The sequence below is a fragment of the Streptococcus sp. 2342 genome (genome assembly GCF_013276795.1).
Lineage (GTDB): Bacteria > Bacillota > Bacilli > Lactobacillales > Streptococcaceae > Streptococcus.
Window position 1 is genome coordinate 1 of record NZ_VMLR01000008.1, and the last position, 25,587, is coordinate 25,587.

The 25,587-nt window shown below is 40.5% G+C and carries 27 protein-coding genes and 1 pseudogene; 23 read left to right on the plus strand and 5 right to left on the minus strand.

The genetic code is table 11. The features are described from left to right. Positions 1-1,942: hypothetical protein (locus tag HT689_RS09795; protein ID WP_240148133.1), on the plus strand; the 1,942-nt coding region annotated here is incomplete at its 5' end. Positions 1,943-2,320: 378 nt separating this feature from the next. Here the strand turns inward: HT689_RS09795 and HT689_RS07995 are convergent. Together HT689_RS07995 and HT689_RS08000 are read right to left on the minus strand one after the other, a co-directional pair. Further along, positions 2,321-3,004, minus strand: coding sequence for a DUF4956 domain-containing protein (locus HT689_RS07995; RefSeq protein ID WP_173251774.1), 684 nt, complete (start codon positions 3,002-3,004; stop codon positions 2,321-2,323). After that, a pseudogene (locus HT689_RS08000) lies at positions 2,997-3,320 on the minus strand (VTC domain-containing protein); the annotation flags it as partial. The pseudogene HT689_RS08000 and the gene HT689_RS07995, both read right to left, overlap by 8 nt. A 596-nt stretch (positions 3,321-3,916) precedes the next feature. Here HT689_RS08000 and HT689_RS08010 point away from each other — a divergent pair. The 10 genes from HT689_RS08010 (at position 3,917) to HT689_RS08055 (ending at position 14,367) form a co-directional block, all read left to right on the plus strand. Further along, positions 3,917-4,681 (plus strand): nucleoside phosphorylase, encoded by a 765-nt coding sequence (locus HT689_RS08010; RefSeq protein ID WP_173219958.1) that lies wholly within the window; start codon positions 3,917-3,919, stop codon positions 4,679-4,681. 473 nt (positions 4,682-5,154) lie between these two features. Then, complete coding sequence (locus HT689_RS08015; RefSeq protein ID WP_050236539.1) at positions 5,155-6,534, plus strand: potassium transporter TrkG; 1,380 nt, start codon at positions 5,155-5,157, stop codon at positions 6,532-6,534. A 13-nt stretch (positions 6,535-6,547) separates the two neighbouring features. After that, the gene (locus HT689_RS08020) at positions 6,548-7,213 is read left to right on the plus strand and encodes a TrkA family potassium uptake protein (protein WP_173224714.1); all 666 of its coding nucleotides are present in this window, start codon (positions 6,548-6,550) and stop codon (positions 7,211-7,213) included. 271 nt (positions 7,214-7,484) lie between these two features. Beyond that, positions 7,485-8,501, plus strand: a complete 1,017-nt coding sequence (locus tag HT689_RS08025) for a glycosyltransferase family 2 protein (protein ID WP_173224717.1) — start codon at positions 7,485-7,487, stop codon at positions 8,499-8,501. A gap of 115 nt (positions 8,502-8,616) precedes the next feature. Beyond that, the gene (locus HT689_RS08030; RefSeq protein WP_173224720.1) at positions 8,617-10,860 is read left to right on the plus strand and encodes a PavB family fibronectin-binding SSURE repeat adhesin; all 2,244 of its coding nucleotides are present in this window, start codon (positions 8,617-8,619) and stop codon (positions 10,858-10,860) included. A gap of 166 nt (positions 10,861-11,026) precedes the next feature. Further along, positions 11,027-11,725, plus strand: a complete 699-nt coding sequence (locus HT689_RS08035; RefSeq protein ID WP_173213906.1) for a response regulator transcription factor — start codon at positions 11,027-11,029, stop codon at positions 11,723-11,725. Next, positions 11,722-12,756: a HAMP domain-containing sensor histidine kinase gene (locus HT689_RS08040; protein WP_173224723.1), complete on the plus strand. Its 1,035-nt coding sequence runs from the start codon at positions 11,722-11,724 to the stop codon at positions 12,754-12,756. The genes HT689_RS08035 and HT689_RS08040 overlap by 4 nt, the downstream gene beginning before the upstream one ends. Before the next feature lie 201 nt (positions 12,757-12,957). Then, on the plus strand, positions 12,958-13,569 hold the full coding sequence (gene rpsD, locus HT689_RS08045) for a 30S ribosomal protein S4 (protein ID WP_000092756.1): 612 nt from the start codon (positions 12,958-12,960) through the stop codon (positions 13,567-13,569). A gap of 173 nt (positions 13,570-13,742) precedes the next feature. Next, positions 13,743-14,030, plus strand: coding sequence for a type II toxin-antitoxin system RelB/DinJ family antitoxin (locus HT689_RS08050; protein ID WP_173224725.1), 288 nt, complete (start codon positions 13,743-13,745; stop codon positions 14,028-14,030). Continuing rightward, positions 14,020-14,367 carry a type II toxin-antitoxin system RelE/ParE family toxin gene (locus HT689_RS08055; protein WP_173224728.1) on the plus strand — a complete coding sequence of 116 codons (348 nt, stop codon included), beginning with the start codon at positions 14,020-14,022 and terminating at the stop codon, positions 14,365-14,367. Before HT689_RS08050 ends, HT689_RS08055 begins: the two co-directional genes overlap by 11 nt. Positions 14,368-15,169: 802 nt before the next feature. Here the strand turns inward: HT689_RS08055 and rpmG are convergent. Together rpmG and rpmF are read right to left on the minus strand one after the other, a co-directional pair. Continuing rightward, the gene (rpmG, locus tag HT689_RS08060) at positions 15,170-15,319 is read right to left on the minus strand and encodes a 50S ribosomal protein L33 (RefSeq protein WP_001265622.1); all 150 of its coding nucleotides are present in this window, start codon (positions 15,317-15,319) and stop codon (positions 15,170-15,172) included. 15 nt (positions 15,320-15,334) lie between these two features. Beyond that, positions 15,335-15,517: a 50S ribosomal protein L32 gene (gene rpmF, locus HT689_RS08065; protein WP_000290417.1), complete on the minus strand. Its 183-nt coding sequence runs from the start codon at positions 15,515-15,517 to the stop codon at positions 15,335-15,337. Between the two features lie 230 nt (positions 15,518-15,747). Here rpmF and ilvD point away from each other — a divergent pair, with 230 nt between their 5' ends. Next, complete coding sequence (ilvD, locus tag HT689_RS08070) at positions 15,748-17,451, plus strand: dihydroxy-acid dehydratase (RefSeq protein ID WP_138336847.1); 1,704 nt, start codon at positions 15,748-15,750, stop codon at positions 17,449-17,451. A gap of 60 nt (positions 17,452-17,511) precedes the next feature. On the opposite strand, the gene HT689_RS08075 is transcribed toward ilvD, so the two are convergent. Continuing rightward, complete coding sequence (locus HT689_RS08075; RefSeq protein ID WP_173224731.1) at positions 17,512-17,853, minus strand: metal-sulfur cluster assembly factor; 342 nt, start codon at positions 17,851-17,853, stop codon at positions 17,512-17,514. A 123-nt stretch (positions 17,854-17,976) separates the two neighbouring features. Here HT689_RS08075 and rgg point away from each other — a divergent pair, with 123 nt between their 5' ends. The 11 genes from rgg (at position 17,977) to HT689_RS08130 (ending at position 25,581) form a co-directional block, all read left to right on the plus strand. After that, positions 17,977-18,828 carry a quorum-sensing system transcriptional regulator Rgg gene (gene rgg, locus HT689_RS08080; RefSeq protein ID WP_173224734.1) on the plus strand — a complete coding sequence of 284 codons (852 nt, stop codon included), beginning with the start codon at positions 17,977-17,979 and terminating at the stop codon, positions 18,826-18,828. 200 nt (positions 18,829-19,028) lie between these two features. Beyond that, positions 19,029-20,276, plus strand: coding sequence for a transporter (locus HT689_RS08085; RefSeq protein ID WP_173280924.1), 1,248 nt, complete (start codon positions 19,029-19,031; stop codon positions 20,274-20,276). Positions 20,277-20,504: 228 nt separating this feature from the next. Then, a complete protein-coding gene (gene hisS / locus HT689_RS08090; RefSeq protein ID WP_173280926.1) occupies positions 20,505-21,794 on the plus strand; it encodes a histidine--tRNA ligase in 1,290 nt (429 codons plus the stop codon). A gap of 96 nt (positions 21,795-21,890) precedes the next feature. Continuing rightward, positions 21,891-22,355, plus strand: coding sequence for a hypothetical protein (locus HT689_RS08095; protein WP_173280928.1), 465 nt, complete (start codon positions 21,891-21,893; stop codon positions 22,353-22,355). 9 nt (positions 22,356-22,364) lie between these two features. Beyond that, complete coding sequence (locus HT689_RS08100) at positions 22,365-22,571, plus strand: helix-turn-helix transcriptional regulator (protein ID WP_001176233.1); 207 nt, start codon at positions 22,365-22,367, stop codon at positions 22,569-22,571. After that, positions 22,571-22,753 carry a hypothetical protein gene (locus tag HT689_RS08105; protein ID WP_173280931.1) on the plus strand — a complete coding sequence of 61 codons (183 nt, stop codon included), beginning with the start codon at positions 22,571-22,573 and terminating at the stop codon, positions 22,751-22,753. Before HT689_RS08100 ends, HT689_RS08105 begins: the two co-directional genes overlap by 1 nt. Continuing rightward, positions 22,746-22,943, plus strand: coding sequence for a hypothetical protein (locus tag HT689_RS08110; RefSeq protein WP_173280933.1), 198 nt, complete (start codon positions 22,746-22,748; stop codon positions 22,941-22,943). Before HT689_RS08105 ends, HT689_RS08110 begins: the two co-directional genes overlap by 8 nt. Positions 22,944-22,945: 2 nt before the next feature. After that, complete coding sequence (locus tag HT689_RS08115; RefSeq protein ID WP_173280936.1) at positions 22,946-23,296, plus strand: PspC domain-containing protein; 351 nt, start codon at positions 22,946-22,948, stop codon at positions 23,294-23,296. Positions 23,297-23,314: 18 nt separating this feature from the next. Then, complete coding sequence (locus HT689_RS08120; protein ID WP_173280938.1) at positions 23,315-24,055, plus strand: DUF3169 family protein; 741 nt, start codon at positions 23,315-23,317, stop codon at positions 24,053-24,055. A 10-nt stretch (positions 24,056-24,065) separates the two neighbouring features. Further along, positions 24,066-24,890, plus strand: coding sequence for an ABC transporter ATP-binding protein (locus tag HT689_RS08125; RefSeq protein WP_000621676.1), 825 nt, complete (start codon positions 24,066-24,068; stop codon positions 24,888-24,890). Continuing rightward, positions 24,883-25,581 carry an ABC transporter permease gene (locus HT689_RS08130; RefSeq protein WP_173280940.1) on the plus strand — a complete coding sequence of 233 codons (699 nt, stop codon included), beginning with the start codon at positions 24,883-24,885 and terminating at the stop codon, positions 25,579-25,581. Before HT689_RS08125 ends, HT689_RS08130 begins: the two co-directional genes overlap by 8 nt. Positions 25,582-25,587 lie beyond the last annotated feature (6 nt).

Genomic DNA, 25,587 nt, shown 5'->3' on the forward strand with positions numbered 1-25,587 from the left:
TAAAGAATTACAAGAATATTTAGACAATGCAAAAGAAGATCCAGAATTACAAGAACAAATTCAAGGGTTTATTGATGAATTTGAAAAACGAACTAAAGCTCAGAAAGCTGACTATGAAGAACGCTTTAAAAAAGGTCTAACTGCAGAAGACGCTGAAAAAGAAGTAGAAGAAAAAGCTAAAGAAGAGGAAGTAGCAGAGGAACAAGAAGCTAAGGAAGAAGCAGCTGCTCAAAAAGAATTCTTATCTAATTTTGATAAAGCTAAAGAAGCTACACTTAAAGAATTACAAGAATATTTAGACAATGCAAAAGAAGATCCAGAATTACAAGAACAAATTCAAGGGTTTATTGATGAATTTGAAAAACGAACTAAAGCTCAGAAAGCTGACTATGAAGAACGCTTTAAAAAAGGTCTAACTGCAGAAGACGCTGAAAAAGAAGTAGAAGAAAAAGCTAAAGAAGAGGAAGTAGCAGAGGAACAAGAAGCTAAGGAAGAAGTAGCTGCTCAAAAAGAATTCTTATCTAATTTTGATAAAGCTGCAGAAGCTATAGTTAAAGAATTAAAAGAAGATTTAGACAATGCAAAAGGAGATTCAGAATTACAAAACCAAATTCAAGGGTTTATTGATGAATTTGAAAAACGAACTAAAGCTCAGAAAGCTGACTATGAAGAACGCTTCAAAAAAGGTCTAACTGCAGAAGACGCTGAAAAAGAAGTAGAAGAAAAAGCTAAAGAAGAGGAAGTAGCAGAGGAACAAGAAGCTAAGGAAGAAGAAGCTGCTCAACAAGAATTTTTAGCTAATTTTGACAAGGCATTAAAGGATACGGTTGCAAAATTAGAAGAAGATGCAAAAAATAATCCTGAAATAGAAGAACAAATTCAAGATACGATTGCAAAATTAAAAGCAGAAGCAGATAAAACAAAAGCTAAAATCGTAGAAGGTTTCAAACAAGGCTTAACTGCAGAAGACGCTGAAAAAGCAATCGATGATGCAAATAAAAAGTCAGCAGAAAAAGAGAAAGCAGCTCAGGAAGAATTTTTAGCAAACTATGATGCAGCATTGAAAGCAGCAATCGCAGAATTAGAAAAAGCTGAAACTAATAGTCCAGAAGAAGCAAAAGCAAAAGCTGATACAATTGCAGCATTAAAAGCAGCATCAGATGAAACAAGAAAACAAATTGTAGAAGGCTTCAAAAAAGGCTTAACTGCAAAACAAGCTGAAAAATTTATCGATGAATTAAATAAGAAAGCTGCAGAAGAAGATAAAGCTAAAGAAAAACCAGCGGAAAAACCAGCGGAAAAACCGGCGGAGAAACCAGCGGAAAAACCAGCTGAAACTCCAGCACAACCTTCTGTTCCTGCAAGACCATCTAATCCGACATATGTCCCTTCATACTCATCATATGTTCCATCATACAGCTCATATTCTGTAGTAGAACCAGCTAAACCAGCCGCTCCAAAAACAGGCTGGAAACAAGAAAACGGTATGTGGTACTTCTACAATACTGATGGTTCAACGGCGACAGGATGGCTACAAGACAACGGTTCATGGTACTACCTAAACGCTAATGGTGCTATGGTAACAGGTTGGCTCCAAAACAACGGTTCATGGTACTACCTCAACAGCAATGGCGCTATGGCGACAGGATGGCTCCAATACAATGGTTCATGGTACTACCTAAACGCTAACGGCGCTATGGCAACAGGTTGGGCTAAAGTCAACGGCTCATGGTACTACCTAAACGCTAATGGTTCAATGGCAACAGGTTGGCTTAAAGATGGAGGTACTTGGTACTATCTTGAAGCATCAGGTGCTATGAAAGCAAGCCAATGGTTCAAAGTATCAGACGAATGGTACTATGTCAATGGCTCAGGTGCCCTTGCAGTCAACACAACTGTAGATGGCTATAGAGTCAATGCTAATGGTGAATGGGTAAACTAATATTCAATGAAAATCAAAGAGCAAACTAGGAAGCCAGCCGCAGGCTGCTCAAAACACCGTTTTGAGGTTGCAGATAGAACTGACGAAGTCAGTCACATCTATACGGCAAGGTGAAGCTGACGTGGTTTGAAGAGATTTTCGAAGAGTATAAGCCTAATATAACTAGTTAATACTGACTTCCTGTAAGAACTCTTTAAAGTATTCCCTACAAATACCATATCCTTTCAGTAGATAATATACTCTTGTAGGAAGTTTAGATTAAAAAATAACTCTGTAATCTCTAGCTGGATTTATGGCGCTAGAGACTACGGAGTTTTTTTTGATTGGTAAAGAATGGTGGTACTCAAGAGACTCTTAGTTTGCTATTTGATTTGAAAATTACAAATTCTTTCTCTTCTTGGCATTCTTGGTCAGGGAAACCTGGTAAGTATCCTGTTTTTTAGTGAGGTAATTGATGATTTGGAAATCGTTAGTTTGAGCCTTGAAATCAACTTCATAGACAGTGGTGACTTGTTCTCCATCATTGCTAATATCAATCGAGATGAGGTCTAACTCAGTACAGAATTGTGCCAGTCCAGATTGGATAGTTTGGAGTTGCTTTTCTTGGTTGGCGATTGTGATGGTTAATAGTCTGCGGCGTTGGTGGTTGCTCTTGCTTTGTTGTTTCTCTAAAAGAAGCCATACCGCTAAGATAAAGACGGTGAAGAGAATCGCTAGAGCTAGATAGCCTGTCCCTGCTGCCAGCCCGATAATCATGGCAAGAAAGATAGCAATTAGCTCTCTCGAACCACTGGTGGCTGAACGGAAACGAATGAGGCTAAAGGTTCCTGCAACGGCGATAGAGGTTCCTAGGCTGCCATTTACCAGAAAGATGACCAAGGTCATCAAGCAGGGGAGTAGGGTCAAACTAACAGCAAATTCCCGTGTATAAAGGGTACGGTGTTTGTAGGCCCAGGTCAGCGCTAAACCTAAGATCAGGCTGACTAAGAGAGCTAAAAAGAGCTGGATGGGATTGGCAGTGGCGGTTGTGTCGTTGAAAATGGAGTTGAAAAGATTAGACATAAGTAGTACCTACACTTTCTGTGCTTGGTCGTGGGCTATAGTCCAGCCCCTGAGACTTGTGGTAGGCGCAGCTGTATTTTGAAAATTTCTGCTCTACCAGTCCATATTGGTCGAGAATATCTTGTAGCCATTGGGGTTTTCTACCTGGAGCTTTAATTTCCATGATGACAATGTCCTCGTTTAGTAGAGGGAAACCGTCCTTTCCTGAGAATAAACTGACATTCTCATCGCGATAGGTTAGATTTTGGTCAATGGTGACACGAATTTTATTGTAGGGAAATCCGCTAATTTCTTTCTTTTCCTTGAGAGAAAAGCGGAGTGGAGATAAAAACTTCTTCTATATTTTTTACCCAACCCACATTTACCTACTCTATATCTTAGCAAGTCTGCTTCATTGATCAATTTTAAATCATCTTGTAACTGGGATGTTTTTGATGCAAGAAGTACTAGTGTAGGAGAGAGTTTTTGTGGATGACTAGATGATGTCAATGATTTTTTCTATTTATTTTCAGTCAAAGATGATACAATAGTAAGGTCGCAAACACTAGACTGCGCAGGCAGGAGGTGATCTTATGTGCGTTTTCATCGAACTTGTCTTGCTACCTATTCTTGCTGGTACACTAGCGAATGTCTTATCGGAGTGGCTTATCCGATTTGTAGCAAGCAAATGCGACAAGAAAAAGAAATAGCCTGAGCGCCTTGAGCAAGCGCAAAAAAACACCACTGGCGGCAACCGGTGGTGTTTCTTATGTGCTTATTTCATCGAACTTTTAAGCAAGTCCATTGTACCATTAAAAAGAGTCTCTGTCAAAAATATTGTTATTGTATTGTTTCTCTCCCCAGTTCATCAGCTTCCTCCTTGACACTCGGTCAGTTTTTGATACAATAGTACAAAATTAGAGGAGGTAGGTTATGATTCAGAAACATGCGATTCCCATTTTAGAGTTTGATGATAATCCTCAGGCGGTCATCATGCCCAATCACGAGGGGTTGGATTTGCAGTTGCCTAAGAAGTGTGTCTATGCCTTTTTAGGTGAGGAGATTGACCGCTATGCTCAGGAAGTAGGGGCGGATTGTGTCGGTGAGTTCGTTTCTGCCACCAAGACCTATCCAGTCTACGTCATCAACTACAAGGGCGAGGAGATTTGTCTGGCTCAGGCTCCTGTTGGTTCAGCTCCAGCAGCCCAGTTTATGGATTGGTTGATTGGCTATGGTGTGGAGCAGATTATTTCCACAGGTACCTGTGGTGTGCTAGCCGATATAGAGGAAAATGCCTTTCTAGTCCCTGTTCGCGCTCTGCGAGATGAAGGAGCCAGTTACCACTATGTGGCGCCTTCTCGTTATATGGAAATGCAGCCAGAGGCTATTGCTGCTATTGAGCGAGTGTTGGAAACCAGAGAGATTCCTTATGAAGAAGTCATGACCTGGTCTACAGACGGTTTTTACCGAGAAACGGCTGAAAAGGTGGCTTATCGCAAGGAAGAAGGCTGTGCTGTTGTGGAGATGGAGTGTTCTGCGCTTGCGGCAGTAGCGCAATTGCGTGGGGTCCTCTGGGGTGAATTGTTGTTCACAGCTGATTCCTTAGCAGACTTGGATCAGTACGATAGTCGTGACTGGGGTTCAGAAGCTTTTGATAAGGCGCTAGAACTGAGTTTAGCAAGTGTTCACCTCCTTTAGTTATGCTGACAAAAGGTCTGCTTTATCATACAATGTCTAGCTCATACTTTGCAAAAATATGTTTAAACGAGGTCATCTTCCTCTTTTTGGACGCATGTTGAGATTGGGAAAAATCTTTAAAATCAGAAAAACGCATCATATCAGGTGAAAAACCTTGATACTATGCGTTTTTATTGTGGTAATATGAAATAAAATCTCAACAAATTGATTAGGTAAGTTGCATCAATTTCTAGTAATGTTTGAGAAGTTGTAGCCTACTATTTCAGATTCAAAATGGTGTGTTTCATTTTCTATAGAGTGAGTAGCTGGCGTTAAAAGCTCCTGTCTTACAGTCACATTATCAAGAACTCTTGAACGAGGCTTGTTATTGCCTAGACTATCAACAAAAAGGTGGCATTTTTTAGGCTTGGTGTTAGTGGATTTTGCCTTATCCTATCTAAGTCATTTCGAGCTTTTTATGGTACAATGGAAACATGTTATTCAAATTATCTAAGGAAAAAATAGAGCTAGGCTTATCTCGTTTATCGCCAGCCCGTCGTATTTTTTTGAGTTTTGCCTTGGTCATTTTACTAGGCTCTCTTCTTTTGAGCTTGCCTTTTGTCCAAGTTGAAAGCTCACGAGCGACTTATTTCGACCATCTCTTTACAACCGTATCCATGGTCTGTGTGACAGGACTTTTTACCCAGCCTGTCGCTGACACCTACAATATTTGGGGTCAGCTCATTTGTATGTTCTTGATTCAGATTGGTGGTCTGGGGCTCATGACCTTTATTGGGGTTTTCTATATCCAGAGCAAGCAAAAGCTTAGTCTTCGTAGCCGTGCAACTATTCAGGATAGTTTTAGTTATGGAGAGACTCGATCTTTGAGAAAGTTTGTCTATTCTATTTTTCTCACGACTTTTTTGGTTGAGGGTTTAGGAGCTTTATTCCTCAGTTTTCGTTTTGTTCCTCAACTTGGCTGGGGGCGCGGTCTCTTTAGTGCTATTTTTCTAGCTATATCCGCCTTCTGTAATGCAGGTTTTGATAATTTTGGAAGTACGAGCTTGATTGCTTTTCAGACTGATCCCTTGGTCAATCTGGTTATCGCAGGCTTGATTATTACAGGCGGTCTTGGATTTATGGTCTGGTTTGACCTTGCTACGCATATAGGGAAAAAGAAAAAAGGGCGCCTGCATTTTCACACCAAACTGGTTTTATTACTGACGGTGGGGCTCCTAGCTTTTGGGACGGTGAGTAGTCTCGCTCTTGAATGGAACAATGCAGGGACGATTGGCAATCTCCCTGTTGCAGATAAGGTCTTGGTCAGCTTTTTCCAAACTGTCAGCATGAGAACGGCTGGTTTTGGGACAATTGATTACAGCATGGCTCGTCCTGTTACCTTATTGATTTATATCTTGCAGATGTTTCTAGGTGGGGCTCCAGGAGGAACAGCTGGGGGGCTCAAGATTACCACATTTTTTGTCCTCTTGGTCTTTGCGCGAAGTGAGCTTTTGGGCTTGCCTCATGCCAATGTTGCGAGACGAACGATTGCGCCACGAACGGTTCAAAAATCCTTTAGTGTCTTTATTATCTTTTTGATGACCTTCTTGCTGGGCTTGATTTTACTAGGGATCACAGCCAAGGGAAATCCTCCCTTTATCCACCTCATATTTGAAACCATTTCTGCTCTTGGGACAGTCGGAGTGACGGCAAATTTAACTCCAGATTTAGGGAAATTAGCTCTAAGTGTGATTATGGTTCTCATGTTTATCGGACGAATTGGTCCCTTGACCCTGCTGGTCAGTCTAGCAGATTACCATCCAGAAAAGAAAGATATGATTCACTATATGAAAGCAGATATTAGTATTGGTTAAGAAAGGAAAGAGCATGTCAGATCGTACGATTGGAATTTTAGGCTTGGGAATTTTTGGGAGCAGTGTCCTAGCTGCCCTAGCCAAGCAGGATATGAATATTATCGCTATTGATGACCACGCTGAGCGCATCAATCAGTTTGAGCCAGTTTTGGCGCGTGGAGTGATTGGTGACATCACAGATGAAGAATTATTGAGATCAGCAGGGATTGATACCTGCGATACCGTTGTAGTCGCGACAGGTGAAAATCTGGAGTCGAGTGTGCTTGCGGTTATGCACTGTAAGAGTTTGGGGGTACCGACTGTTATTGCCAAGGTCAAAAGCCATACAGCTAAGAAAGTGCTAGAAAAGATTGGAGCTGACTCGGTTATCTCGCCAGAGTATGAAATGGGGCAGTCCCTAGCACAGACCATTCTTTTCCATAATAGTGTTGATGTCTTTCAGTTGGATAAAAATGTCTCTATTGTGGAGATGAAGACTCCTCAGTCTTGGGCAGGTCAAAGTTTGAGTGAATTAGACCTCCGTGGCAAATACAATCTGAATATTTTGGGTTTCCGAGAGCAGGAAAATTCCCCATTGGATGTTGAATTTGGACCAGATGACCTCTTGAAGGCAGATACCTATATTTTGGCAGTCATCAACAACCAGTATTTGGATACCCTAGCAGCATTGAATTCGTAAAAGAGGGAGCTTCCCTCTTTTTTGATGCCCAAGATGGCAAAGAGAGACAAAAGCCTTATATTCTAGTAAAAGTTCTTCAAAGGCTGGACTTTATGGTAAAATAGAAAGAAGTGACAAGAGAGAGTAATACTCAATGAAAATCAAAGATCAAACTAGGAAACTAGCCGCAGGCTGCTCAAAACAGTGTTTTGAGGTTGCAGATAGGGTTGACGCGGTTTGAATTTAATTTTCGAAGAGTATAAGAAAAAATCAGTCCCCTAAGGAGCAGATTATGAAGTTATTGTCTATCGCCATTCCTAGCTATAATGCTGCAGCCTATCTTCATTACTGTGTGGAGTCGCTAGTGATTGGTGGTGAGCAAGTTGAGATTTTGATTATCAATGACGGGTCTCAGGACCAGACTCAGGAAATAGCTGAGCGTTTAGCCAGCAAGTATCCTAGCATCGTTAGAGCCATCTATCAGGAAAATAAAGGCCATGGCGGTGCGGTCAATCGCGGCTTGGCGGAGGCTTCTGGGCGCTATTTTAAAGTAGTTGACAGTGATGACTGGGTGGATCCTCGTGCCTACTTGAAAATTCTTGAAACCTTGCAGGAACTTGAGAGCAAGGGTCAAGAGGTTGACGCCTTTGTGACCAATTTTGTCTATGAAAAGGAAGGTCAGTCTCGTAAGAAGAGTATGAGTTATGAGTCAGTCTTGCCTGTTCGGCAGATTTTTGGCTGGGATCAGGTCGGAAATTTCTCAAAAGGGCAGTATATCATGATGCACTCGCTGATTTACCGTACAGATTTGTTGCGAGCGAGCCAGTTCCAACTGCCTGAGCATACTTTTTATGTCGATAATCTCTTTGTCTTTACCCCCCTTCAGCAGGTCAAAACCATGTACTATCTACCTGTCGATTTCTATCGTTATTTGATTGGGCGTGAGGACCAGTCTGTCAATGAGCAAGTGATGATTAAGCGCATTGACCAGCAACTGAAAGTCAATCGACTCTTGGTAGACCAGCTTGATTTATCCCAAGTGAGCCACCCCAAAATGCGAGAATATCTGCTGAATCATATTGAAATCACGACGGTGATTTCCAGTGCCCTGCTCAATCGAGCTGGAACAGCAGAGCATCTTGCCAAAAAACGGGAGCTGTGGACCTATATTCAGCAGGAAAATCCAGAGGTCTTTCAGGCTATTCGCAAAACCATGCTCAGCCGTTTGACCAAACATTCGGTCTTGCCAGCCCGCAAACTTTCCAATGTCGTCTATCAAATCACCAAATCTGTTTATGGATTTAATTGATATAAGTATTTTATAAGAGGGATTTAAGAAAAATTTTAACTTTTTCTTAGTCCTTTTTAATTTTAGGAGATTATACTAGAGTCATCAAATAAAGAAAAACTCTAAGGAGAATCCTATGAAATTCAATCCAAATCAAAGATATACTCGTTGGTCTATTCGCCGTCTTAGTGTCGGTGTTGCCTCAGTTGTTGTGGCTAGTGGCTTCTTTGTCCTAGTTGGTCAGCCAAGTTCTGTACGTGCCGATGGGCTCAATCCAACCCCTGCTCAAGTCTTACCTGAAGGGGAATCGGTAACGAAAGAGGGTGACTTAGCAGAAACTCAGGGAGACACCGTTCTTGCTGAAGCGAAACCTGAGGCCGTTGCTGGAAATACGAATTCACTTCCGACAACTACAGAAGGAACTGAAGTGAGCGAGGAAACAAGCCCTTCTCGTCTGGATACACTTTTTGAAAAAGGTGAAGAAGCTCAAGAAAATCCAGAGCTAACAGATGTCTTAAAAGACGCTGTAGATACAGATGATGTGGCAGGGACACAAGCAACTCCAGAAGATATTGAAAAAGCTGTCGATGAGGATGTTAAAGACAGTATTGATGTCCCAGCGGGCTACCTAGAACAAGCCAAAGTTCCCGGTCCTTTCTTGGCTGGTGTAAACAAACCACTTAAATATGAACTTTTCGCAGGCGATGGTATGTTGACTCGTCTCTTGCTCAAAGCATCTGACAAGGCTCCATGGTCAGATAACGGTGTCGCTCAAAACGAGAAAATTCCACCAGTGAAAAATTTACCTGATGACAAGTATTACTATCAAGTATCTTTGAATGGTAACACCACAGGTAAGCAGGGTCAGGATTTATTAGATACACTTCGTACTAATGGTACAAATACCTATGTAGCTACCCTAACTGTCTATGAAGCAGCCGGAGATAAACCTGATTTGACTAAGGTTGTCAAGGAACGTAAAGTAAATATTACCTTGAACGGTCTTGTAACAAGAAGCGATGTTAACTCTGCAGTTGAAAACAACGTTAAAGACAGTATTGATGTTCCTGCTGCTTATCTTGAAAAAGCTGAAGGAAAAGGTCCTTTCACAGCCGGTGTAAACCAAGTAATTCCTTATGAACTATTCGCTGGTGATGGTATGTTGACTCGTCTCTTGCTCAAAGCTTCTGATAAGGCTCCTTGGTCTGATAATGGTGTAGCTAAAAATCCTGCTTTATCTCCATTAGGAGAAAACGTGAAAACCAAAGGTCAATACTTCTATGAAGTAGACTTAAATGGCAATACTGTTGGTAAACAAGGTCAAGCTTTAATTGATCAGCTTCGTGCTAATGGTACTCAAACTTATAAAGCTACTGTTAAAGTTTACGGAAATAAAGACGGTAAAGCTGACTTGACTAATCTAGTTGCTACTAAAAATGTAGACATCAACATCAATGGATTAGTTGCTAAAGAAACTGTCGAAAAAGCTGTTAAAGATAACATTAAAGACAGTATCGATGTTCCTGCTGCTTATCTTGAAAAAGCTGAAGGAAAAGGTCCATTCACAGCCGGTGTAAACCAAGTAATTCCTTATGAACTATTCGCTGGTGATGGTATGTTGACTCGTCTATTACTAAAAGCTTCTGACAAGGCTCCATGGTCTGATAATGGTGTAGCTAAAAATCCTGCTTTATCTCCATTAGGAGAAAATGTGAAAACAAAAGGTCAATATTTCTATGAAGTAGACTTAAATGGCAATACTGTTGGTAAACAAGGTCAAGCTTTAATCGATCAGCTTCGTGCTAATGGTACTCAGACTTACAATGCTACTGTTAAAGTTTACGGTAACAAAGATGGTAAAGCTGACTTGACAAATGTCGTAGCAACTAAACAAGTTACTATTAAGATAAATGTTAAAGAAACATCAGACACAGCGAATGGTTCTTTCTCACCTTCTAACTCTGGCTCTGGCGTGACTCCGATGAATCACAGTCATGCTACAGGTGCGACTCATCAAACAGCTACTGACCATAAGGACATGATGGCACCAGCCAAAGAGACTGATAAAGCAATGCCAGCAAATGACCAAATGGAAAAATCAGGTATGAAGACTGAGACTCCAGCTCCAGGTACTACAGATAGCATGCCTGCTGACACTATGACAAGCTCTACCAATACGATGGCAGGTGAAAACATGGCTGCTTCTGCTAACAAGATGTCTGATACGATGATGTCAGACAAGATGATGTCAGATGATAAAGCTATGCTACCAAATACTGGTGAAGCTCAAACATCAATGGCAAGTATTGGTTTCCTTGGGCTTGCACTTGCAGGTTTACTCGGTGGTCTAGGTTTGAAAAACAAAAAAGAAGAAAACTAATCAGCTAAGGAAATAAATGATGGATAGTGGGCTGACTAAGGCTAGTTTACCAACTCAATCAGCAATCAGGACTTTCTTTCAATAGCAGATTAAAATCATCGTAAAACAATAGAAATAGTGTTATACTTAAAGCAGTATAGCACTGTTTTTATCAAAGGAGAGACAGATGGGAAAGACAATTTTACTCGTTGACGACGAGGTAGAAATCACCGATATTCATCAGAGATACTTAATTCAGGCAGGTTATCAGGTCTTGGTAGCCCATGATGGACTGGAAGCGCTAGAGCTGTTCAAGAAAAAACCGATTGATTTGATTATCACAGATGTCATGATGCCTCGGATGGATGGTTATGATTTAATCAGTGAAGTTCAATACTTATCACCAGAGCAGCCTTTCCTATTTATTACTGCTAAGACCAGTGAACAGGACAAGATTTACGGTCTGAGCTTGGGAGCAGATGATTTTATTGCTAAGCCCTTTAGCCCTCGTGAGCTGGTTTTGCGGGTCCATAATATTTTGCGCCGCCTTCATCGTGGGGGCGAAACAGAGCTGATTTCCCTTGGTAATCTGAAAATGAATCATAGTAGTCATGAAGTTCAAATAGAAGAAGAAATGCTGGATTTGACTGTTAAATCATTTGAATTGCTGTGGATTTTAGCTAGCAATCCAGAGCGAGTTTTCTCCAAGACAGACCTCTATGAAAAGGTCTGGCAAGAAGACTATGTGGATGATACCAATACCTTGAATGTGCATATCCATGCTCTTCGACAGGAGTTGGCAAAATATAGTAGTGACCAAACGCCCACTATTAAGACCGTTTGGGGGTTGGGATATAAGATAGAGAAACCGAGAGGACAAACATGAAACTAAAAAGTTATATTTTGGTTGGATATATTATTTCAACCCTCTTAACCATTTTGGTTGTTTTTTGGGCTGTTCAAAAAATGCTGATTGAGAAAAGCGAGATTTACTTTTTGCTTGGGATGACCATCGTTGCCAGCCTTGTCGGTGCTGGGATTAGTCTCTTTCTCCTATCACCGGTCTTTACGTCGTTGGGCAAACTCAAGGAACATGCCAAGCGGGTAGCGGACAAGGATTTTCCTTCAAATTTGGAGGTTCAAGGCCCTTTAGAATTTCAACAATTAGGGCAAGCTTTTAATGAAATGTCCCATGATTTGCAGGCAAGCTTTGATTCCTTGGAAGAAAGCGAACGAGAAAAGGGCTTGATGATTGCCCAGTTATCGCATGATATTAAGACTCCTATCACTTCGATCCAAGCGACGGTAGAAGGGATTTTGGATGGGGTTATCAAGGAGTCGGAGCAAGCTCATTATCTAGCAACCATTGGACGCCAGACGGAAAGACTCAATAAACTGGTTGAGGAGTTGAATTTTTTGACTCTAAATACAGCTAGAAATCAGGCGGATATGACTAGTAAAGACAGTATTTTTCTGGATCAGCTCTTGATTGAATGCATGAGTGAATTTCAGTTCTTGATTGAGCAGGAGAGAAGAGATGTCCACTTACAGGTAATCCCAGAGTCTGCCCGGATTGAAGGAGATTATGCTAAGCTTTCTCGTATCTTGGTGAATCTGCTCAATAACGCTTTTAAATACTCTGCTCCAGGAACCAAGCTGGAAGTGGTGGCTAAGCTGGAGAAGAACCAGCTTTCAATCAGTGTGACCGATGAGGGACAGGGCATTGCTCCAGAGGATTTGGAGAATATTTTCAAGCGCCTTTATCGTGTCGAAACTTCTCGTAACATGAAAACGGGTGGTCATGGCTTAGGACTTGCGATTGCGCGTGAATTGGCCCATCAATTAGGTGGAGAAATCACAGTCAGCAGCCAGTACGGCCTCGGAAGCACCTTTACCCTTGTTCTTAACTTAAAATAAAGTCTAAACCCCCTTTACAAATCTAGCTATTCATGGTAGAATGGATTTTGTGTGAAATATCAGCAGGAAAGCATGAAGCTCGTCAACAGGTGTCTTATGATAAGTAACCTTGGCTGTTTAGGCGAAGGGCATCTGCACGAATCAGGGCTTTCTAAGTGACTATTTCCACCGAAATATTATTTATATCAGGAGGACATTCACATGTCACGTTATACAGGACCATCTTGGAAACAAGCTCGTCGCCTTGGCCTTTCACTTACAGGTACAGGTAAAGAATTGGCACGTCGTAACTACGTACCAGGACAACACGGACCAAACAACCGTTCTAAATTGTCAGAATACGGTTTGCAATTGGCTGAAAAACAAAAACTTCGTTTCACTTACGGTGTAGGTGAAAAACAATTCCGTAACTTGTTCGTACAAGCTACAAAAATCAAAGGCGGAATCCTAGGTTTCAACTTCATGCTTCTTTTGGAACGCCGTTTGGATAACGTTGTTTACCGTCTTGGTCTTGCGACTACTCGTCGTCAAGCTCGTCAATTCGTAAACCATGGTCACATCCTTGTTGACGGAAAACGTGTTGATATCCCATCATACCGCGTAACTCCAGGTCAAGTGATCTCAGTTCGTGAGAAATCATTGAAAGTTCCAGCTATCCTTGAAGCAGTAGAAGCTACTCTTGGACGCCCAGCATTCGTATCATTCGACGCTGAAAAATTGGAAGGTTCATTGACTCGCTTGCCAGAACGCGACGAAATCAACCCAGAAATCAACGAAGCACTTGTCGTTGAATTCTACAACAAAATGTTGTAATATTTTATTGAATCAGATAGGCTTTGGAGCCTTGATATTAAGCACTTTGGGGCGCTTTCCCTTAGTGCTTTTTTACATTTTAGAATAGCTTTTAAGCATCCAGCTATAAGTAGCTATACGTAACTAGACCTGTATAGTTTAAAGTGATATAATAGTCTAAAGGAGGTACTACCATGAATGTTTTAGAAAAAAACACACAGGTAAACTTTAAGACTAACAGAGACTTATTAGAGAAGGCTAAAGCTATTATCACATCGCAAAATCTTGATATGACAGCCAGTTTTAACTTGTTTTTAGAACACATTGTAGAAAATAAAGCCTTGCCATTTGAAACTCAAGTAGATAAAGAAAGAGAAGAACTTCTATCAGGGTTGCGTGCTGAAATTGCCCGTAGCTTTGACGATTTAGAACATGGAAGAACTTACAACCTTGATGAAGTGAGGGCTAACCTTGGAATTTAACGAGAACGCATATAGCCTCATTATATCCGAAACGGTGCAAGAACAGCTAAGAGGTATTAAAGACTATATCTCAGCTAACTATTTTTCAGAGCAGGCAGGAGCAAACACAGTTAAGAATATTCTTTATGGTTTGGAGCGTCTTGAAGTCTTCCCAGAAGCAGGATTTGATGATGACGAAAGAGTAGGATGTATTATATACCCACCTCACAAAACCAGATGCATCATTTTAGGCGATTACCTAGCCTTCTATCATATTTTAGAGGACAGAAAATCTGTCTTTGTATCAGATATTATTCATAGCAAACAGGACTACATCCGCTTGTTCAAGAAAAAATAGCGCCTACATGTGAAGGCGTTTTTGTTTGGAAATGATATAACATAGTGAAACGAAATAAAAATAGGACAAATCAATCAGGACAATCAAATCAATTTCTATACTCTTCGAAAATCTCTTCAAACCACGTCAGCTTCACCTAGCCGTACTCAAGTACAGCCTACGGCTAGCTTCCTAGTTTGCTCTTTGATTTTCATTGAGTATTAGAAGTCCAAATGTACTATTCTAGTTTCAATCTACTATATTTTGGCCCCCTCACTTTAAGGAAGGGAGGTGTTGCCGATGTTAGAAACTTTACTCACAGTGTTTCTAGCTCTGTTACTTATTAACGTGTTATCTGAGCTTTTCAAGTTATGGCTTAAGAAACGTAAGAAGTAATGGTTAACCCTTTAAGAGGGTAGCAAAAAAGCCCCATCGGTGGCACGGTGGGGCTTTTTAGTTACATATGCTGTAACTTTACTCATATTGTAAGTTCATTCTAACATATAACACCCAATATTTCAAGTTTTTATTTTGATATTCCTCAGAAGTCGTTCCGCAATCTTATAACGCTGAATCCTGTTGTTTGAGTCAGCTTCACTGAAATTAGTACACGCGCTGCCAATTTCCATTTTGCACATCATGTATAATATAGGTAAACAATGATGACATTGGTTAAGTAGAGTCCTAAAATTACCTGATTCAAATCAGTTTTACAAAAAAGATTGTAGGATAAGTAAAGTTTGAATTGAAATATAAGGTAGTTGACAAAAAGAAAAAACGCTTGAATCAGCGTTTTTCTTCTGTATTGATTCGTATTGAATGCTTACTTCACTTCTGTAAACACAACGTGTTTGCGAAGTTTTGGTGAGTATTTCTTCAATTGAAGACGGTCTGGAGTGTTACGTTTGTTTTTAGAAGTAAGGTACAAGCGTTCACCAGATTCTTTGTGTTCAAGTGTAATATTTACGCGCATGGTATCTCCCTTCTATTATTCAGCTGATGCAGCTTTAGCGATTTTACGTCCTTTGTAGTATCCTTTAAGTGATACACGGTGAGAACGTGAGTAATCTCCAGTAGTTTCGTCAAAGTTTACAGATGGAGCTGTTACTTTGTAGTGTGTACGACGTTTGTTTTTCTTCGCTTTTGAAGTGCGACGTGCAGGTACTGCCATTTTGATTTCTCCTTTAGGTATTTATATTCGATTCAATCTACTGATTTTCATCAACTATACTAGGATAACACATTTTTTTTGTAAAGTAAAGTTACTTGACAAAAAAAGATGAAAAAATAAGAAGAACATCAACCGAATTAATCGAAATTTTCTGAAAATTCAAGAATTTTCTTCTGTTCATTGCCTTTAAAATGTGCTATAATAGTAAAAACTGAAATGGGAGGGAACAAATGACTGAATTAGATAAACGTCACCGCAGTAGCATTTATGACAGTATGGTAAAATCACCAAACCGTGCCATGCTTCGTGCGACTGGTATGACAGATAAGGACTTTGAAACACCGATTGTTGGGGTCATTTCGACTTGGGCGGAAAATACGCCATGTAACATTCACTTGCATGATTTTGGGAAATTAGCCAAAGAAGGTGTCAAATCGGCAGGTGCTTGGCCTGTGCAGTTTGGGACTATCACTGTAGCGGACGGGATTGCCATGGGAACGCCTGGTATGCGTTTCTCTTTGACATCTCGTGATATTATTGCGGATTCCATTGAGGCGGCTATGGGTGGTCATAACGTCGATGCCTTTGTTGCTATCGGTGGCTGTGACAAGAACATGCCTGGTTCTATGATTGCCATTGCCAATATGGATATTCCGGCTATTTTTGCCTATGGTGGAACCATTGCACCGGGAAATCTTGATGGCAAGGACATTGACTTGGTTTCTGTCTTTGAAGGTATCGGAAAATGGAATCACGGTGATATGACAGCTGAGGACGTGAAACGTCTTGAATGTAATGCCTGCCCTGGCCCTGGTGGCTGTGGTGGTATGTATACTGCTAATACCATGGCGACTGCTATCGAAGTTCTAGGTATGAGTTTGCCAGGCTCTTCATCTCACCCAGCTGAATCAGCTGATAAGAAAGAAGACATTGAAGCAGCAGGACGTGCTGTAGTTAAAATGTTGGAGCTCGGTCTCAAACCATCAGACATCTTGACTCGTGAAGCCTTTGAAGATGCCATCACTGTAACCATGGCTCTCGGTGGTTCTACAAACGCCACTCTTCACTTGCTTGCCATTGCTCATGCTGCCAATGTTGACTTGTCACTTGAGGACTTCAATACGATCCAAGAACGTGTGCCTCACTTGGCCGACTTGAAACCATCTGGTCAGTATGTCTTCCAAGACCTCTACGAAGTTGGTGGTGTGCCTGCGGTTATGAGATATCTCTTGGCGAATGGTTTCCTTCATGGTGACCGCATCACATGTACTGGTAAGACAGTTGCTGAAAACTTGGCTGACTTTGCAGACCTTACACCAGGTCAAAAAGTTATCATGCCACTTGAAAATCCAAAACGTGCGGATGGTCCGCTTATCATCTTGCACGGGAATCTTGCCCCTGACGGTGCGGTTGCTAAAGTGTCAGGTGTTAAAGTGCGTCGTCACGTTGGTCCCGCTAAGGTCTTTGACTCAGAAGAAGATGCAATTCAGGCCGTTCTGACTGATGAAATCGTTGATGGCGATGTAGTCGTTGTTCGTTTTGTTGGACCTAAAGGTGGTCCTGGTATGCCTGAGATGCTATCACTTTCATCAATGATTGTCGGTAAAGGTCAGGGAGATAAGGTGGCCCTCTTGACGGATGGCCGTTTCTCTGGTGGTACTTATGGTCTGGTTGTTGGACATATCGCTCCTGAAGCTCAGGATGGTGGACCAATTGCCTACCTTCGTACAGGCGATATCGTTACGGTTGACCAAGATACCAAAGAAATTTCCATGGCAGTATCCGAAGAAGAACTTGAAAAACGCAAGGCAGAAACAACCTTGCCACCACTTTATAGCCGTGGTGTCCTCGGTAAATACGCCCACATCGTATCATCTGCTTCACGCGGAGCCGTGACAGACTTCTGGAATATGGACAAGTCAGGTAAAAAGTAAATTTAAAAAGCAAGCCAACTTCGGCTTGCTTTTTTTCATCTTCAAGAGTAATTTGCCTACTTAACGAGGTGGTAGTCCAAGGGCAATACGGCCGTAGCGACTGATTCGTGTGATTTTCCAAGCAGGCGACCAGGTAACTTCAACCTTGACATCTTCGATACCCTCGATTTGTTTGAGACCTGCAACGATTTCGATAGGCAGGCTTTCGGCGCAATCGCAGGCAGTATCGGTGAAGGTCATGACAATCTTGCAGAGGCCTGTTTCGTCCAGATTGATTTCATAAATCAGCCCTAGATTGTAAACATCCAATTCCACATCTGTATCAAAAACCTTCTCTAGTTTTTCGATAATTTGGTTTTTTAAGGCCAAAGCACGGTCATTGATTTTGATATCGTCTCTCATTACAGTCCCTCCACGTGATAAATATCCTCTATTTTCTCATAATTCTGACAATTTGGCAAGTTTTTGATGAATTTTCTGAAAAATATGATAAAATGAAGAAAATACGGAATCAAGGGGAAGCCTATGGAGCAGATTGGAAAAGTCTTTAGACAATTACGAGAGTCAAGAAATATCTCGCTGAGACAAGCAACTGGAGGACAATTTTCGCCGTCTATGTTGTCCCGCTTTGAAACAGGTCAGAGTGAGCTTTCGGTGGAAAAGTTTCTATTTGCCCTAGAAAATATATCGGCCAGTGTGGAGGAAATCCTCTTTCTGGCGAGAGGTTTTCAGTATGATACAGATTCTGAGTTGAGAAAAGAAATCATAGATGTCTTGGATCCAAAGAATATAGCTCCGCTTGAGGACTTGTATCGCAGGGAGTATCAAGAGCATGCCCATTCTCAAAACAAACAGAAACATATTCTAAATGCCATTCTTATAAAGTCTTATATGAAGAGCATGGACGAAAGGGTAGAGTTAACGGCAGAGGAGGGGAAAGTCCTTCATGACTATCTGTTTTCTACCGAGATCTGGGGAATCTATGAACTCAATTTATTTTCAGTCAGTTCAGCCTTTCTATCTGTTTCTCTTTTTACTAGATATGTACGAGAAATGGTACGTAAATCTGATTTTCTAATGGAAATGTCTGGCAATCGAAACCTTTTTCACACTATACTATTGAATGGCTTTTTAGCCAGCATTGAGTGTGAAGAATTTACTAATGCCTCTTATTTTAAACGTGTTATCGAAGAGCATTTTTACAATGAAAATGAAACCTATTTCCGAATTGTCTATTTGTGGGCAGAGGGTCTCCTTGATAGCAAGCAAGGCAGAGTCAAGGAAGGTCAGAAAAAGATGGAAGATGCTGTCCGTATTTTTGAGATGCTTGGCTGTAATAAATCTGCTGAATACTATAGAAAAACGACCGATTGTTGAATATCTGCAAACTAAGAAAATAATTTGAAATTTTAAGCGATAGAACTGATGGGCTCTCTCGTGTCACTGGAGCAATTCTATCGTTTCTTTTTGCTCATTTTATTTGTTGCATATATTCAAAAGTTTTTCCTCTAGAATTTCTAAGTGCTATACTATAGTCATACTTCATATAGGGATTAGAACAAGAAGGGAGATTACCTATGAAATTATTGTTTAGAAATCAAGCTTATCGACTCTTGACTTTGTCACGCTTCTTCAATGCTTTTGGTGCTTCAATTTTCAATCTGGTCTTTATCGTCTATGCATCGACCTTGCCACAAGCATCTTTTGCGGTTGCTATGGCCAATATTGTCATGATTCTTCCGACTCTCTTTACAGTTTTTGTAGGGATTCGGGCAGATTACACGAGGGACAAGGTCAAATGGATGACTTACAGCGGTTTGTTTCAGGCGGTTTTATTTTTTCTGGCAGCCCTAGTTGTCCAGCAAGCTAGTCTCTTTGCCTTTTCTAGCCTGTGTTTGATTAATGTCATTAGTGATGTCATCAGTGATTTTGCAGGTGGCTTGCGCATGCCTCTTGTTAAGGAAAAAGTAGCTGAAGAGGATTTGATGGAAGCTTATTCTTTTAACCAGTTCATCACCTATATTTCAGCCATTGGTGGTCAAGCTTTCGGAGTCTGGCTCTTAGGGCTATCGATCAATAATTTTTCTCTCGTTGCGGGAATCAATGCCTGTTTTTTCCTCGTATCAGCCGTGATTCTCTTTTTAGGAAAAAGCAAATTGAGCCTGTCACTTTCAGCTGCTGATGGTAAATCACTAAAAAATGAGAAGCTATCTATCAAAGAGCAGTTCCTAACGATTTATCGAAATTTACGTCTTGTTTTTCTTAAAGGTGGACAGAAAAACTTTGGCTTTATGCTCTTTGCTGTCTTGCTTATCAATGCTTTGGGTGGCGCTTTAGGAAGCATCTATAACATCTTCTTTTTGAGCCATTCTCTTTTGGACTTTTCTTACACAGAGGCATTATTTATCAGTCAATTCTGTGCTTTGTTAGCAATCATCATCAGTAGCCTTACGGGCAATGATTATTTTGGGAAGCAGTCCTTGCCTAGATTGATGATGTGGGTGACCGTAGGACTCAGTCTAGTTGGTCTAGCTAATTTATTCAATCAAGTCGTACTTGGTTTACTATTTATCTGTTCAACTCTGTATGTGTCTGCTAAAGTTCAACCAAAGATTAGTGCCTTGCTCCTGAAAAATCTAGCTCCAGAGGTTCTAGCTCGTACCAGTAATTTTTTAGGTTTATTGTTTACCTTATCCATACCTGTGGGAACAGCTTGTTTTTCACTTGTAGCTGTATGGAATATACAGTTGACTTGGATGCTATTTGTTGGTCTCTCCTTGATAGCTATTCTTTTGACAGTTATTAATCTCAAAAATGATATCTAATACTCTTCGAAAATCTCTTCAAACCACGTCAGCGTTGCCTTGCCGTAGATATGTTACTGACTTCGTCAGTTCTATCCACAACCTCAAAACACTGTTTTGAGCAACCTGCGGCTAGTTTCCTAGTTTGCTCTTTGATTTTCATTGAGTATAAATCCTAATTTTATTCATACTGTTTTAATCCCCCTATTTATGGTAAAATAAGACTATTAAGTTTAAAGAGGATTCCCTATGAAATTACAAAAACCAAAAGGAACGCAGGATATTTTACCTGCTGAATCTGCCAAGTGGCAGTACGTTGAGGGCTTTGCCCGTGAAATTTTCAAGCGCTATAACTATGCAGAAGTGCGCACGCCTATTTTTGAGCACTACGAGGTTATCAGTCGCTCTGTCGGAGATACAACGGATATCGTGACCAAGGAAATGTATGACTTCTATGACAAGGGTGACCGCCATATTACCCTCCGTCCAGAAGGAACAGCGCCCGTTGTCCGTTCTTATGTGGAAAATAAACTCTTTGCTCCAGAAGTGCAAAAGCCAAGCAAGTTCTATTACATGGGACCTATGTTCCGCTATGAGCGTCCACAGGCAGGGCGTTTGCGCCAGTTCCACCAGATTGGTGTTGAGTGCTTTGGCTCTAGCAATCCAGCTACCGATGTGGAGACCATCGCTATGGCAGCCCACTTCTTGAAAGAAATCGGTATCCAAGGTGTCAAATTGCACCTCAACACTCTTGGAAATCCTGAGAGCCGTGCAGCCTATCGTCAGGCCTTGATTGACTATTTGACACCGCTCAAGGAGACTTTGTCTAAGGATAGCCAGCGTCGCTTGGAGGAAAATCCTCTCCGTGTCTTGGACTCTAAGGAAAAAGAAGACAAGGTAGCAGTAGAAAATGCGCCGTCTATCTTGGATTTCCTTGATGAAGAAAGCCAAGCTCATTTTGATGCTGTGCGTCAGATGTTGGAAAATCTTGGAGTAGACTATATCATCGATACCAATATGGTGCGTGGTCTGGACTACTACAACCACACCATTTTCGAGTTTATCACAGAGATTGAGGGCAATGACCTGACAGTCTGTGCGGGTGGTCGCTACGATGGTTTGGTTGCCTACTTTGGTGGCCCTGAGACTGCTGGCTTTGGTTTTGGACTTGGTGTAGAGCGGCTGCTTCTCATTCTTGAAAAGCAAGGTGTTGCCCTCCCTATCGAAAACGCCCTAGATGTCTATATCGCAGTCTTGGGTCAAGGAGCAAATGTCAAGGCCTTGGAATTGGTACAGGCTCTTCGCCAACAAGGTTTCAAAGCAGAGCGTGATTACCTCAACCGTAAGCTCAAAGCTCAGTTCAAGTCAGCTGATGTCTTTGCTGCTAAGACCCTTATCACCCTAGGAGAGAGCGAAGTCGAAAGCGGACAAGTAACGGTCAAGAACAACCAAACCCGAGAAGAAGTGCAAGTGTCACTTGAGACAATCAGCCAAAACTTCTCAGAAATCTTTGAAAAACTAGGATTTTATACTCAATGAAAATCAAAGAGCAAACTAGGAAGCTAGCCGCAGGCTGTACTTGAGTACGGCAAGGTGAAGCTGACGTGGTTTGAATTTGATTTTCGAAGAGTATTAATGATAGATAAACTGGTCAGGAACTTACTCCTGACCTTTTTCTTTTGCAAAATGACAAAAATCATAAACTTTTTGACAAATATGCTTGTCAAAAAGAAAAAGATGTGTTACAATATAATCAAGTTAAGAGAAACGGAGAAAGGAACAATTATGTGGGCATTAGGATTTGTACCTCTTGTGTTTATGTTTTATCTCTATCATACCCAAAGGGTCAAGAAACTAGAGAATAAAATCAAAAGAATTGAGCAAAAACAGAAAGGAAATAAAGAAATGTCAAGATTATTAAAAGAATTGATTGGGAAAAAACCAACAATCTTTGGACAAGTTTTTGGGACAGACAATTGGGAAGTTGTAGATGTTGATGAGGAGTGGGTCAAGCTACGCCGTGTAAATAAAAAAGGAAAAGAAAAATTCAAACTACAACGCATTGAGGATATCCAAACCGTTGAATTTGACGGAGAGTAGGTGTGTGACATGCAACTAAAAAATCGTCTAAAAGAGCTGCGGGCTCGCGATGGCCTCAATCAAACCGAACTGGCCAAGCTAGCAGAGGTTTCCAGACAGACCATTAGCCTATTAGAACGGGACGAATACACCCCTTCCGTTGTGATTGCCTTGAAAATATCTCAGATTTTCAACGAAACAGTCGAATCGGTATTTCGCTTGGAGGAGGACGAGTGATGAACAAGTATAAAGTGTTTTATTATATGAGTGTTCTTGTCCTCATTGTGAATGCTTTCGCTATGGTTGGAACATTACTGGGGTGGTTCTATTTTGTTGAAAGTAAGTATTTGTTTTGGATTAATTTAGTCCTCTTATCCATTTTCAATCGGTTAGAGAAAAAGGAGAAAAATGATGAATAAGTATAAAGTGATCTATTATGTAGTAGCCATAGCTCTATTAGTCAGCATGTGTCTACTAATTGGAACAAATCTAGGATGGTTTGATCTCTATTACAGCGACCAATTTATTTGGGCCTACTTTGCTCTTATCCCAGTCGTTGACTGGATTGAAAAGAAAGCAAACAATTTAGCAAGTGAAAAAGGAGAATGAATATGAAAGAGTTTTTAGCAGGTTTTCAAGTAGATACTGAGAACAAAGAACTTGCAGGTGTCTGTGCAGGTTTAGGAAATTATTTTAATATCAAGACTAACGTCATCCGTTTAGTAGCAATTTTGCTGTTTCTTTCGTCAACAGAGTTTGGGATTTTAACAGTCATCCTATATGCTTATCTAGCAGGCTGGCTTGGGAGAGATCTTTTAGGAGAAGGGGCGAAAAAAGCAAGAAACCAAGCTATTCTCTTGTTTGTTGTTTGTTTGATTTTAGTATCACTTGGAACAGAGGGTTTGACAGCAATTTATGCATCAGGTAAAGCCTTTGGTCAGTGGTTAGTTGGATTGGTTTAATTTAGAAGGAGAATGAATATGAAAAAGAATAAGAAAGGTGTCTTGTTGTTTTTAATGTGTGTTGTCTTGGGAGCTTTCTTGGGCATGTTTGTAGGGATGTTTAAGGCTGTTGCCGAATCCCACGGAATCATGTTAGATGTGAAAGTCTTGATACCATGGATATCAGCTATTTGTTTAGTGTTAGGTTTCATTAGCATTCTTTTGACATTCAATTTCTTAAAGAAAAGCAGAAAATTTCATTCCTTGTATCAAGAGGAAATGGATGATGATCTGAATGAAAGCTATTATGTGCAAATGTATCGGAATCTCGAGTTTGGAACCATTGCTTTTAATATTGCAAGTGTAGCAATCTTATTGGCTCTTTTCATCTCAGGTAGTGAAGTGATTGTACCAAATAGAAGCAATCTAACCTTATCTCTTTCTTTTTTGGGATTAGTGCTGATTCTCAGTGTTCAAAAATATCTTTTTAAGACCATTGCGATTGTTCGTCAGTTTGATTTGGCATTTTTCTCAACACCAAAGGATGTCTTAGAGTATGTCAATTCTTATGATGAAGGGGAGCGACAAGCTAATTTAGAACAGAGTTTTCGGATTTTATTCCAATTAAATAACTATGTCTTACCAGCCTTATATATTTTTCTTTTTATCATTTCTTTCTTGACAGGAGAGATTCAGCTACTAGCCTTCTTGCTTGTCGGAGCAATCCATATTTATATCAATGTGATGCAAATACCTATGGTAAAACGCTATTTCAAATAAAGGAGTTTCTATGATTCGTGTTGAAAATGTAAGCAAAAGTTTTGGGAGCAAAAAAGCTCTTCATCAGATTTCTTTTGAGATTAAGGAAGGTGAAATCTTTGGCTTTCTTGGTCCTTCTGGCTCAGGTAAAACAACCATGATCAATGTCTTAACAGGACAGTTGGCTGCAGATCAAGGTAAAACAGTTTTGTTAGGCAAGAATTCTCAAGATTTAACCTCAAATGATTTGGAACAAATTGGTATTGTTAGTGATGGCAGTGGTTTTTATGAAAAGATGAGTCTTTACAAAAATCTGCTCATTTACGCTAAGTTATATGGTCTCAAGTCAGATAGAGTAAATCAGGTACTCCAACAGGTTGGATTGGCAGATGCTAAAGATATTATCGCAGAAAAGTTATCTACAGGAATGAAACAACGAATGTTCTTGGCTCGTGCCCTTCTTAATGCTCCTAAAATTCTCTTTCTAGATGAGCCAACTAGTGGTTTAGACCCTACAACATCTAAGATGATTCATACCCTACTTCAAGAATTAAAGCAGGCGGGGACAACTATCTTTCTGACTACGCATGATATGCATGAAGCAACTCTGCTTTGTGATCGCTTATCTCTTTTGAATAAGGGGAACCTAATAGAGTATGGAAGTCCGCAAGATATTATCCAGAAGTACCATGTGGATAAGAAAGTACGTGTGGTTTATAACGATGGACGAGAACAGATAGTTCCATTTGAAGAATTGCCACATTTAGACACGACAGATTTGATGGTGGTTCACTCTTGTGAGCCGACTTTAGAAGAGATCTTTATCAGATTAACAGGAGAAAAGTTAGATGTTTAGAAAATTAAATGCCCTACTATGGTTAAGATTACAAGTTCTTATCAGCAATTCAACTTTGTTGGCGACTCTATTGTTGCCTTTTGGACTGGCTGTTCTATATAATGAGTTCTTAAACAAGAGTGGAGAATTGAGTACGTATTTCCTTTCTATGAGTTTGACGATGGTCTTGAGTATGGGAAGTGGTTATATGGTATCGATTATGATGGCAGAAGATAAGGAAAAGTGCAATCTTAAATCACTCATCCTAAGTGGTGTGACAGCAACAGAATATACTTTCAGTATGCTCATTCTCCCTCTGTTGATTATGTTGCTTGGAATGATTTTACTACCAATCTATTTTAAAGTGGATGTATCAGGTTACTTATTGGCCTATGTTATCTATTTGGTCTTAGCAGCTATTAGTGTTATTTTTCTCAACCTTCTAATCGGTGCAGTGTCAGATACTCAGTCTAAAGCGCAAGTTTATAGTATGTTTCCTGTGTTTATCGTCTCTTTTTTACCCATGATTGCTCTTCAAAATGATACGGTTCAGAAAGTGTTGGATTACTCTTTTATTGGTCCAATTGTAAATCTTTTAAATAAAAAAGGTGGGGAAATATCTTTTTCTAATATTGGTATGTTACTTGCCTGGGTACTTGTGTTAGGAATAGCAAACCTCTTTGTATTGAAAAACAGCTATAAAGCAAGATAGGAGACC

What these genes read in the sequence shown, in the direction of transcription:
- rpsD (WP_000092756.1), top strand. Translation starts at nt 12,958, where the DNA reads ATGTCACGTTATACAGGACCATCTTGGAAACAAGCTCGTCGCCTTGGC.
- rpmF (WP_000290417.1), bottom strand. Translation starts at nt 15,517, where the DNA reads ATGGCAGTACCTGCACGTCGCACTTCAAAAGCGAAGAAAAACAAACGT.
- HT689_RS08105 (WP_173280931.1), top strand. Translation starts at nt 22,571, where the DNA reads ATGAACAAGTATAAAGTGTTTTATTATATGAGTGTTCTTGTCCTCATT.
- HT689_RS08110 (WP_173280933.1), top strand. Translation starts at nt 22,746, where the DNA reads ATGAATAAGTATAAAGTGATCTATTATGTAGTAGCCATAGCTCTATTA.
- HT689_RS08085 (WP_173280924.1), top strand. Translation starts at nt 19,029, where the DNA reads ATGAAATTATTGTTTAGAAATCAAGCTTATCGACTCTTGACTTTGTCA.
- HT689_RS08130 (WP_173280940.1), top strand. Translation starts at nt 24,883, where the DNA reads ATGTTTAGAAAATTAAATGCCCTACTATGGTTAAGATTACAAGTTCTT.
- HT689_RS07995 (WP_173251774.1), bottom strand. Translation starts at nt 3,004, where the DNA reads ATGTCTAATCTTTTCAACTCCATTTTCAACGACACAACCGCCACTGCC.
- HT689_RS08125 (WP_000621676.1), top strand. Translation starts at nt 24,066, where the DNA reads ATGATTCGTGTTGAAAATGTAAGCAAAAGTTTTGGGAGCAAAAAAGCT.
- HT689_RS08115 (WP_173280936.1), top strand. Translation starts at nt 22,946, where the DNA reads ATGAAAGAGTTTTTAGCAGGTTTTCAAGTAGATACTGAGAACAAAGAA.
- rgg (WP_173224734.1), top strand. Translation starts at nt 17,977, where the DNA reads ATGGAGCAGATTGGAAAAGTCTTTAGACAATTACGAGAGTCAAGAAAT.
- hisS (WP_173280926.1), top strand. Translation starts at nt 20,505, where the DNA reads ATGAAATTACAAAAACCAAAAGGAACGCAGGATATTTTACCTGCTGAA.
- HT689_RS08030 (WP_173224720.1), top strand. Translation starts at nt 8,617, where the DNA reads ATGAAATTCAATCCAAATCAAAGATATACTCGTTGGTCTATTCGCCGT.
- HT689_RS08035 (WP_173213906.1), top strand. Translation starts at nt 11,027, where the DNA reads ATGGGAAAGACAATTTTACTCGTTGACGACGAGGTAGAAATCACCGAT.
- HT689_RS08100 (WP_001176233.1), top strand. Translation starts at nt 22,365, where the DNA reads ATGCAACTAAAAAATCGTCTAAAAGAGCTGCGGGCTCGCGATGGCCTC.
- HT689_RS08095 (WP_173280928.1), top strand. Translation starts at nt 21,891, where the DNA reads ATGATAGATAAACTGGTCAGGAACTTACTCCTGACCTTTTTCTTTTGC.
- HT689_RS08015 (WP_050236539.1), top strand. Translation starts at nt 5,155, where the DNA reads ATGTTATTCAAATTATCTAAGGAAAAAATAGAGCTAGGCTTATCTCGT.
- HT689_RS08120 (WP_173280938.1), top strand. Translation starts at nt 23,315, where the DNA reads ATGAAAAAGAATAAGAAAGGTGTCTTGTTGTTTTTAATGTGTGTTGTC.
- HT689_RS08050 (WP_173224725.1), top strand. Translation starts at nt 13,743, where the DNA reads ATGAATGTTTTAGAAAAAAACACACAGGTAAACTTTAAGACTAACAGA.
- HT689_RS08020 (WP_173224714.1), top strand. Translation starts at nt 6,548, where the DNA reads ATGTCAGATCGTACGATTGGAATTTTAGGCTTGGGAATTTTTGGGAGC.
- HT689_RS08040 (WP_173224723.1), top strand. Translation starts at nt 11,722, where the DNA reads ATGAAACTAAAAAGTTATATTTTGGTTGGATATATTATTTCAACCCTC.
- ilvD (WP_138336847.1), top strand. Translation starts at nt 15,748, where the DNA reads ATGACTGAATTAGATAAACGTCACCGCAGTAGCATTTATGACAGTATG.
- HT689_RS08075 (WP_173224731.1), bottom strand. Translation starts at nt 17,853, where the DNA reads ATGAGAGACGATATCAAAATCAATGACCGTGCTTTGGCCTTAAAAAAC.
- HT689_RS08025 (WP_173224717.1), top strand. Translation starts at nt 7,485, where the DNA reads ATGAAGTTATTGTCTATCGCCATTCCTAGCTATAATGCTGCAGCCTAT.
- HT689_RS08010 (WP_173219958.1), top strand. Translation starts at nt 3,917, where the DNA reads ATGATTCAGAAACATGCGATTCCCATTTTAGAGTTTGATGATAATCCT.
- rpmG (WP_001265622.1), bottom strand. Translation starts at nt 15,319, where the DNA reads ATGCGCGTAAATATTACACTTGAACACAAAGAATCTGGTGAACGCTTG.